The 8,835-nt window shown below is 36.0% G+C and carries 7 protein-coding genes; 2 read left to right on the top strand and 5 right to left on the bottom strand.

Going from position 1 to position 8,835, the window contains the following annotated elements; translation table 11 throughout:
• Nucleotides 1-122 precede the first annotated feature (122 nt).
• The 4 genes from DB41_RS02595 to mgtE all read right to left on the bottom strand — a co-directional run bounded on the left by DB41_RS02595 (nt 123) and on the right by mgtE (nt 4,495).
• The gene (locus DB41_RS02595) at nt 123-1,112 is read right to left on the bottom strand and encodes a class I SAM-dependent methyltransferase (protein ID WP_052243816.1); all 990 of its coding nucleotides are present in this window, start codon (nt 1,110-1,112) and stop codon (nt 123-125) included.
• A gap of 422 nt (nt 1,113-1,534) precedes the next feature.
• The gene (locus DB41_RS02590) at nt 1,535-2,122 is read right to left on the bottom strand and encodes a hypothetical protein (RefSeq protein WP_039383962.1); all 588 of its coding nucleotides are present in this window, start codon (nt 2,120-2,122) and stop codon (nt 1,535-1,537) included.
• A 15-nt stretch (nt 2,123-2,137) separates the two neighbouring features.
• Nucleotides 2,138-2,530, bottom strand: coding sequence for a BON domain-containing protein (locus DB41_RS02585; protein ID WP_039383961.1), 393 nt, complete (start codon nt 2,528-2,530; stop codon nt 2,138-2,140).
• A gap of 588 nt (nt 2,531-3,118) precedes the next feature.
• Complete coding sequence (mgtE, locus tag DB41_RS02580) at nt 3,119-4,495, bottom strand: magnesium transporter (RefSeq protein WP_039383959.1); 1,377 nt, start codon at nt 4,493-4,495, stop codon at nt 3,119-3,121.
• A 561-nt stretch (nt 4,496-5,056) separates the two neighbouring features.
• On the opposite strand from mgtE, the gene DB41_RS02575 reads away from it, so the two are divergent.
• A complete protein-coding gene (locus tag DB41_RS02575) occupies nt 5,057-5,395 on the top strand; it encodes a hypothetical protein (protein WP_039383958.1) in 339 nt (112 codons plus the stop codon).
• Between the two features lie 340 nt (nt 5,396-5,735).
• Here the strand turns inward: DB41_RS02575 and DB41_RS02570 are convergent, their stop codons facing one another.
• Nucleotides 5,736-6,164, bottom strand: a complete 429-nt coding sequence (locus DB41_RS02570) for an Hsp20/alpha crystallin family protein (protein WP_039383956.1) — start codon at nt 6,162-6,164, stop codon at nt 5,736-5,738.
• A gap of 1,245 nt (nt 6,165-7,409) precedes the next feature.
• Here DB41_RS02570 and DB41_RS02565 point away from each other — a divergent pair.
• On the top strand, nt 7,410-8,630 hold the full coding sequence (locus DB41_RS02565) for a cation:proton antiporter (RefSeq protein WP_039383955.1): 1,221 nt from the start codon (nt 7,410-7,412) through the stop codon (nt 8,628-8,630).
• The last annotated feature ends 205 nt before the right edge of the window (nt 8,631-8,835 follow it).

Genomic DNA, 8,835 nt, shown 5'->3' with positions numbered 1-8,835 from the left:
TTGCCTCGATAGAAAAGCTTTCAAAAATTAAAAAATATTTTTTATCCTAGCAAATTAAAAATATGACGACTTTTTATCGAGAAGGCTAAAGCAAAAAGATATATTAAAAAATATTTGTTTATTTATGGGGATAAAGGAGTAATTTTCCAGCAACGATGAATTTTAGGATCATGAAAATCTAAAGGCAAAGTTTTAGCAGAGATGTCGATAATCGAACAAGTGCTAAAAAAGCTTTTATCAAAAACAAAGTTGCGCGAATTCGTGCTGAAAAATATTACTCCTTTTTTGCAAAGAAGTTTAATAGCTTTAGACAATAAGTCCACATAATCGATTTGAATATCAAACATTTGCAGCATTTTTTTTGAGCGCGAAATGGTGGGAGGATCGATAATAATAATGTCGTATTTAGTGCCTGTACGGCTTTCTTGGTTTAGAAATTTTAAGCAGTCTTCACGAATAATGGGATTTTTTATCAAAGGAAGAGCATTAAGCTTAAAGTTGTCAGCTCCCCAGGCGGTGTAAGTGTTCGACATATCCACACTTTTTGTAAAAGTTGCTCCAGCTCTCGCCGCATGTACACTAAAAGCGCAAGTGTAGGCAAACAGATTTAAAACCCTTTTGCCCGGACAGGCTGCCGCCACTATTTGACGAGTCTCCCGATGATCTAAAAAAAGCCCCGTATCTAGGTAATCGCGAAGGTTAATTTTAAACTTCACCCCATATTCATGCCCGATAAAATACTCTTTAGAGCTCTCCTTCTTTTCATATTGCTCCATTTTTTGTCGCCGCACGCGTGTGCGCCAATAGATCAAATCAGGAGTGACGCAAAAAAGAGAGCCTAAGGCTTGCTCAATTTCTTCCTTTAATTCAGCCGAAGGTTCAGGAGCTTCTCTCGTGCGAGAAAAATAATGTACACAAAACCTTCCTGCATAAAAATCGATCGCTAAAGGATAATGCCTTATCTCACGATCATAAATGCGGAAGCAATCAGTAGTGGTGCGCCTTGCCCATTTGCGAATGTGACGGTAATTCTTTCTAAGGCGATTTTTAAAAGAGGAACTTTTATCTTCTCCATCTGCTATAGACGGAAGATATAAGGCGGCTTCATTCATGACTATTATCTCATTCCTATTTTTTAGAAAAATTGCATTAGAAAGGCTATTAAAAATCAATAGACTTCGTAAGAATATCTGACGATAATAAAATATTTTTAAAGTTTAAGGAAAGCTTTTTAATAGAAATCTCTCTTTGAACAATTAATCTTTAGGGCGAAAAAACGCTATCTAAAATCCTATGTGCTGTCGTAAGGGCTTAGAAGAGTCTAGCTACTTGCCAACCAATAGCTAAAGGGAAATGACCTAAGAAATTATTAATATTTAGAGGGGGAATATTTATGGAAAGATGGGTAGAAAAAAGAATAGAGGCACAATAATCTGCCCTTTAATAAGGTGTTTAAGAACGTTTACTTTATTATCCTAATTTTTAAGAAAAAAACTACTCAGGGGTGCTTTAAGGCACCCCTGAACATCAATTCTTAAAGTTTGCTTTCCGATGTCTCGTTTGTGGAAGAGATATCTTTAGCTCCTTCGTTTTTCATGATCTCGTAAGCACGAGTCACTTCCTCGCGCGTATCAGCATGTGCGCTGATTAAAATATTGCCAGCCTTTAAGCCAGCTTCATATCTTTTTGCTTCATTTTCTGGAATTCCTGCACCAACAATGGCTCCTACCAAAAGACCTAAGCCTCCCCCTACAGCCGAACCACTTAAAGCAGCCATAATCGGGCCAGCAGCAATAAGAGCTCCTAGTCCGGGGATAGCTAACGAACCAATTCCAGCCAGCAATCCCAAAGAACCACCAAGCACTCCACCTGCCGCAGCTCCTACAGCTCCCATTTCAGAAGCTTTGGAGCCTGTGCTGCTAGAAGAGAGGTCCTTATCAGCCGTTCTTGCAAAGTCTCCTTCCACAGCTTCGCCATACTTATTGGATGTAGCTGTCGGCTGATTTTGATCAGGAGAAAGGATAGAAATATCCTTATTATGAAATCCGGCAGATAAAAGTTGTGATACAATTCGCTGAGCCTGAGCTTCATTACTAGCTAAGCCAAAAACTACTTTTTTCATAACAGCCTCCATAAATTAATATTTTTTTCCGGTTATTTCTAGTTGATTTTCTATTTTTCTTATCCCAGGAATCTCTTTGGTTTTTCCAATAATAATTTCCCTTTCTTCAAGTGTGGCAATAGGACCCCGTAAAGTTACCACTCCATCAATTGTTATAATTCTAATGTTCTTTGCATTCATAGACAAAGAATCATCTTTCACTATAGCCTGACGAATTTTTTGGGTAATGGTACGATCTGCTTCACTTTCCGATTGATCTAATGGAGTTTTTTCTACTGCGTAGCGATCAGCTTTATCCCTTAAATAATCTGAGGGCTCTCCTTTGGGTGAAGAAGGGACAGATTTATCCTTGGTATCACAAGAAATAACAGCTAAAGATAACAGCGTCATTAAAAAAACTTTTTTCATAGAAACCTCCTAAAAGTTAACCATAATTTGTAAATAGAAACTTATATGCAAATCTTAATTTCAATCTAAAGTGGTGGCATTAACTAACAATACACCCAGTAGAATAAAAATTTTCCTCGCAAGATCAAATTAACAACAGGGCACACTGTTACCTATCGAACGCCATTTTTAACCTTAACTTTAGTGTCAGGAAATGGCGGGATAGGGAACACTCAATAAAAAAAACTAAACTAACAAAACTCTTTAGAGTAAAACCTAATTCTTTAGTATTTCAGCTTTTAGTACTCTACTCACTTATTCTTTTAGATTTATAAAAGTATGGTTGTGTCGGCACAGCTTTTTTGTTATTAAAGTCCTTATTTAATTAAGGCTTTTTCCAGTGCTTTAACCTTTAAAATATTTTCTCTTAATTTTTAAGTTTATCAATTAGACTGTATGAGATATACAATCTATCTTAAAGTAATTTTTGTCTACAGTAAATGTTGCTTTCTTGGTTAAATAAATGCTTTTTCAAAAAACAAATTATTACATTAAAAAATCAGGAAAAACGCTCTAAAAGAGGCTTAAACTCATCCTTTTTAAAATTATTCATAATAATGAGCCTTCGAGTATCACCATTGCCAAGGTAAAATAGATGACAATTCCTACTACATCTACAATGGTAGCCACTAAGGGAGCTGAAGAGGTAGCAGGATCAAATCCTAGACGGCGTAAAACAAAAGGCAACATAGCTCCTGAAAGTGATCCCCATAGTACCACTCCTATTAAAGAAAAAAAGATAGTGACGGCCATTAAAAACCAATGTTCACCATATACATGCCCTAAAGTCCCCCATAGCGAAACCCGAATAAACCCTACCACCCCTAATATTAAGCCTAAGGAAGCACCTAAAAGAAATTCTCCCCGCATAATACTCCACCAATCTTTGAGCTTCACTTCACCTAAAGCCATTGCGCGAATAATGAGGGTAGAAGATTGTGAGCCCGCATTTCCCCCACTGGAAATTATCAAAGGAAGAAATAAAGCTAAAACGACAGCTCGTGAAATTTGATTTTCGAAGAAACTCATGGCTGTAGCTGTAAACATTTCGCCTACAAATAGTATGACCAGCCAACGAGCTCTTTTTTTTATTAATTCAAAAAAAGGAGTCTCCAAATAAGGCTCATCTAGAGCATCACTTCCACCAATTTTATGCACTTCGTTAGTATTTTCTTCAGAAGCTAATCGCAAAATATCATCAATGGTGACGATACCTAGCAAAATTCCTTCATCATTTATAACGGGTAAAGCTACGCGATTATATTCTTTAAATATATTAATAGCTTCTTCAGCTGCATCATGAACGGATAAAGCTAAAAATTTTTGATCCGTAATTTGGGCGATTTTATACTCTTTAGGATGAAAAAGTATCTCTTTAAGCCTTAGATCATCAATCAAGATACCTGCATCATCCACCACGTAAATTACATCAATCGTTTCACTATCTTTTCCATACTCTCTAATATAATCAAATACCTGTTCTATCCTCCAATTCATCTTGACTGCTATATAATCCGTAGTGATCAGCCGTCCTACGCTATCTTCCGGATAGCCTAGCAAGGTTAAAGTTTCAAGGCGTTGTTCAGGGGGCAAAAGTTTTAAATAATCTTCCACCACCTGCTGAGGTAATTCCTCTAAAAGAGCAGTACGATCATCAGATCGCATAGCTGTTAGCATGCTTGCAATTTGCGTAGAAGATAATGAGCGCAAAATTTGCTTTTTTTGCTTATCAGAAAGGTAATCAAATGTTTCAGCTGCTTGTTGAGGAGATAACAAAGTAAAAACAAATAATCGATCAGGCATAGTTTTTTTTTCTATCAGATCGGCTATTTCAAATCCTGAAAGAGATTTTAAACTCTCCTGCAATTCTTGATCTTTTTTATCTTTAATTAAATGATTGAGGGAGGTCAAAGGGGAGACTTTCATGAAAAAACCTTCTTCTACTCTTTTGTAAGCTTTTATTCATAGCCTATGTGCGATTATCTTCACAATTTATTTCTTGGCTTTGCCCATCTAAGGCCCCCCAAGATAAAAAGCTTTTTATTTGCTATGACTTCCTTACAAAAAAGTCATAAGCTTGCTCCTGTTTATATATAAGCGGTCCTGATAAAAATAATTAAAATTCCAATTAATTGGACATACAACATTAAAAAAACGAATAAGGAAAAACTTCTTACAGCTTACTCCTCCAAGCTAACTTAAAGGATATAAATCAAAGAAGAACTTGTAGAGGAAAATTTTTTAAAAACTACTCAAATGATAAATAAAAAGAATACTTTTTATTTTTCAGCAAGCCCAGAAAAAAGGATTTTTGGATGAAGGAACACTATCCATGTGCCTCTCCTATTTTTTCTATTTCATGAGCCCTCAAGTGATTACATAAAAAATTTAAACAAACCTAAACGGTGCCAATTATATTTATATGTATATAAAATAAATTTTAAGGTATTTTGAGGTTAGCATACATAGTTTTTTTTAAGAGGTTTTATGAATATAAGCTTTACTCGTTGTTGTGGTTTTTCTCTTTTCATTTTAGGGGGGATTTTATTACCTCTTCAGGCTGATCCTAGTGATCAAGGCAATCATACTCTTTCGCAATATCCTCAGCCCAGTCCTAAGAAATCGCAAGCTTATAGGCCTCCATCTGATGATCAAAATTATAATAACCTTACTGACCCTTCTGCTAATCCTAGCAATATCCCCCCTTCTAATCCTCCTGGCTTTTATGGCGGATTTTATGGGTCACCGCCACCCCCTACAGCTAAACAGTCATTTCCCGATAAAGCTGCAGCGGATGAGCTTTATAAGCATATTCAAAGCAGGTGAGCCTTAATTAAGGCTAATCTGCGATTTTATCCTTAAAGTGGATAGAAACCGGCAAGGGGTAAGAGCCAGATATAAGGATTTTTATCGTATTTAAGTTAAAAGAGGATTTTGTCTGATAGCCAATCCAAAGATTTTTTTCTCGTAGCGCGTCATCTTTTTTGCAGAAAAATGGGTTCAAGACGCCCTTTCCCTAAAGAAAAAAGCAAAGTAGGGAACGGAAATAATTCTAGGAGCAGCTGAGTGTGTTTAAAATTACTCAGCCCACTCCATTGGCTATATTTTAAGAGTTTTGTGTAGTAGGAGGTAATATACCTTTTACCTCCACCCCTCTCCCTGTTTTTTATTTTTCACTTTTAACAGAGATCCGCTTAGCTTCAGAAGATTTGGCTTTTTGAAAGCTAATCTGTAAAACACCATCTTTATAAGAGGCTTGAGGTTCTTCACGATCGTTAACTTGTTCGGGGAGAGCTACGCTATAAGAAAATGAACGCATCGATCTTCTATAAAATTTCTTATCTCTATCACCTTCTTCTTCTTTTTTCTCACCTTTAATCCAAAGAACACCTTTATTTAAATTAATTTCAATTTCCTCCGGATTTAAACCAGGCATAGCGGCTTCTACGACAATGTTGTTATTTTTGTCCTCATAAATAGTAAGCCCTTGATCTCTTTCCTCACCATAAAATTGCTCAAGCTCACGCATGAGATTTTTTGGAAAACGAAATAAGGGATCACGATTGAAAATGGAAGGGAATAGGTTAAAAGACATTTTATACCTCCTTAAAATCAGTTATAGGATTAAATGAACGATATAAATTAATACCTTTTTATCATATCTAATGATTAACTGTCAAAAGGATACGCGTCACTAATAATTTGAAAAGTGACTCGGCAGATTGCCGGCAATTTTTCGGGCTTGCTGTGGAAACAACCCAATCTCTTGTCTTTTATGGCCCCTCTTATACTAGCCTTTATTCCCTATATTAACGCCTCTTAAGCTTTGAAACCTTTAATCTCTTTCATTTTATTTATAGTTAAAGGCTTAATGGAGAGTCCTGCTTGTTTTGCAGAACGAAAATTTCCTCCAAAGCCCCGCTTCATGCAAACCATAGCTATGCCAGCAAGAAAGCTTCTCTAATACTTGCCAGTCTTCTGCCAAAACTTCCTAGCGCTATTATCTTCCCCCAGCCTTTAGCAAATTTTGAGGCATCTTTTCTCTTTTTCTCCATGAATGGATTGCCTCTTCACTTAACCTGACTTCTCGTCGCATTCTTGGTATTTGTGGATGATTTGTCACCCTGTTTTTCCTATTATCTATCGATTTATCTATCGATCGATAAGCTATTATCCCTCTCCTGGCACAAATTCTGTTTGCCTTCAGGCCATGGTCTAATTGTCTATAGAAATAGATCATAAGCAAAAGGAGTAAGGATTTCTCTGGCTCTCAAGTGTCGTATCCAACAGGACAGCTTGATCCCTAATCCTTAGGATTAAAGAGTTAAATACAATTTTTGAGAAAAACCTGCCAAAAAAAAGAAAAGAAAAGAAAAGAAAAGAAAAGAAAAGCCCATAACTTGGTAAGTTTCAAAAGCTTTCGAATAAAATATTAACTTCTTTTTACTAAAATAAATTTTTACCATGCAAATCTTCAGAAAACCTAAGTCATCTACCCGTGTAAAAAATTATATTGATGAAGCTTGGTTTTTTGGTAAAATCAGGCTTTGGAGCCTTTTTTACCCAACTACAATCAAGCTAAATTAGCAAATAAAAAATATAATTAATATTTTTTTCATCAACTTTGGTGACACAAAAAAGACAAAAATGTAAAAGGAGTAAGCCAAGCGTTTGACATAAACAAAGCACTTATTTAGCATAAGTGTCATTTTTACTGTAATCTCTCGAGTACTAGGCTATAATACTAGAGCATTATTAAAGTTGCCCATTTTTATTTCATAAGCTGACCCTTACACGAGAAGCTGAAAACTTAATCTACAAGCCTTAAGGAAACATTACTATGCTAATTCACAACTTTTTTCTCCAGCTTGTCATTATTCTATTTATGGCTAGAGTGTTAGGAGAATTTTTCGCTAGGTTTAATATTCCCTCTGTTATTGGTGAACTTTTTGCCGGCGTTCTCATTGGACCTAGCCTATTTAACTTAATAGAGCCTAACGAGATGATTAAGTTATTGGCAGAAATAGGAATTATTCTTCTTCTTTTTGAAGTAGGACTTGAAACGGATATGGGAAGGTTAGCAAAGACAGGCAGCAAGCCTCTTATAGTAGCAGTAGGAGGGGTTATCATTCCTTTTACGCTCGGTTTTCTTGTCAGCTACCAACTATTTGACTTAAGCCTAATCGTATCTTTATTTATTGCAAGCACATTAACAGCGACTAGCATTGGAATAACAATTCGAGTGCTTACTGATCTTAAAAAACAGAGTAGCGATGAAGCCCAAATTGTACTTGGCGCCGCTGTCATCGACGATATCATAGGTATTATTTTGTTATCTATCCTTTATGAATTCTCTCAAGGAGGAGGGATTAGCTTTATAAATATTGGCAAAGTACTCCTATTCATCTGTTTATTTCTTATTTTAGCCCCTATCGCTGCTAAATTTATTTCTAATATCATCAAACATTATGAAGAGAAAAGTGAGATTCCTGGACTTCTTCCCACCACTATCGTTTCTCTAATATTATTGTTTGCTTGGCTAGCTCATCAGATGGGAGCTCCTGCACTTTTAGGAGGATTTGCAGCAGGCCTTGCGCTTTCTCGACAATTCTTCCTACCTTGGGGAACTTATTCTCCTCTTAACGAAGAGTTTTCTCATAAAGTGGAAACCCAAATGAAGCCAATTGTTCATCTATTTACGCCTCTATTTTTTGTCACGATAGGTTTATCTTTAAACCTTAGCGAAATCAATTGGGGATCAACCTTCATTTGGCTACTCTCTATTTCTATACTTATCGTCGCAATAGTGGGTAAGCTATCATCAGGCTTCCTTCTTTTTAAAGAAAATAAATGGATCAAATGGGCTGTGGGTATTGCGATGGTTCCAAGAGGAGAAGTGGGGCTAATTTTTGCAGAAGTGGGGAAAGATAGCAAAATTTTTGATAACGATTTGTATGCTTCTATGATCATTGTGATTGCCATTACTACGGTCTTTACCCCCTTCTTTATGCGATTCTTCTACAATCTTCAAGCTCAGGCAGAAAATGAAGTAAAAAGCTAATCGATAGGTAACATTAATGATAATAAAAAAAAGGGCTCTAAATCCTGCTATTTAAAGCAAAATTTTTTGTTAGCTTGCATAGTGTACCTTTCGTAGCCTTCTACCCCTAGCTTTGCTAAGAGTCTAAAGTACCAAATTGCATAGGGAAATTTAATAAGAAGATATGAAAAACTTATCTCAGATAGCCTTAAGTTCTTATTTGTAA

It is taken from the genome of Neochlamydia sp. TUME1 (genome assembly GCF_000813645.1).
Taxonomy (GTDB): Bacteria; Chlamydiota; Chlamydiia; order Chlamydiales; family Parachlamydiaceae; genus Neochlamydia.
This window is presented reverse-complemented; position numbering and strand designations above follow the sequence as displayed.

Excerpts from the sequence above, each read along its gene's own strand:
- DB41_RS02595 (WP_052243816.1), bottom strand. The coding sequence starts at position 1,112 with ATGAATGAAGCCGCCTTATATCTTCCGTCTATAGCAGATGGAGAAGAT.
- DB41_RS02590 (WP_039383962.1), bottom strand. The coding sequence starts at position 2,122 with ATGAAAAAAGTAGTTTTTGGCTTAGCTAGTAATGAAGCTCAGGCTCAG.
- DB41_RS02585 (WP_039383961.1), bottom strand. The coding sequence starts at position 2,530 with ATGAAAAAAGTTTTTTTAATGACGCTGTTATCTTTAGCTGTTATTTCT.
- mgtE (WP_039383959.1), bottom strand. The coding sequence starts at position 4,495 with ATGAAAGTCTCCCCTTTGACCTCCCTCAATCATTTAATTAAAGATAAA.
- DB41_RS02575 (WP_039383958.1), top strand. The coding sequence starts at position 5,057 with ATGAATATAAGCTTTACTCGTTGTTGTGGTTTTTCTCTTTTCATTTTA.
- DB41_RS02570 (WP_039383956.1), bottom strand. The coding sequence starts at position 6,164 with ATGTCTTTTAACCTATTCCCTTCCATTTTCAATCGTGATCCCTTATTT.
- DB41_RS02565 (WP_039383955.1), top strand. The coding sequence starts at position 7,410 with ATGCTAATTCACAACTTTTTTCTCCAGCTTGTCATTATTCTATTTATG.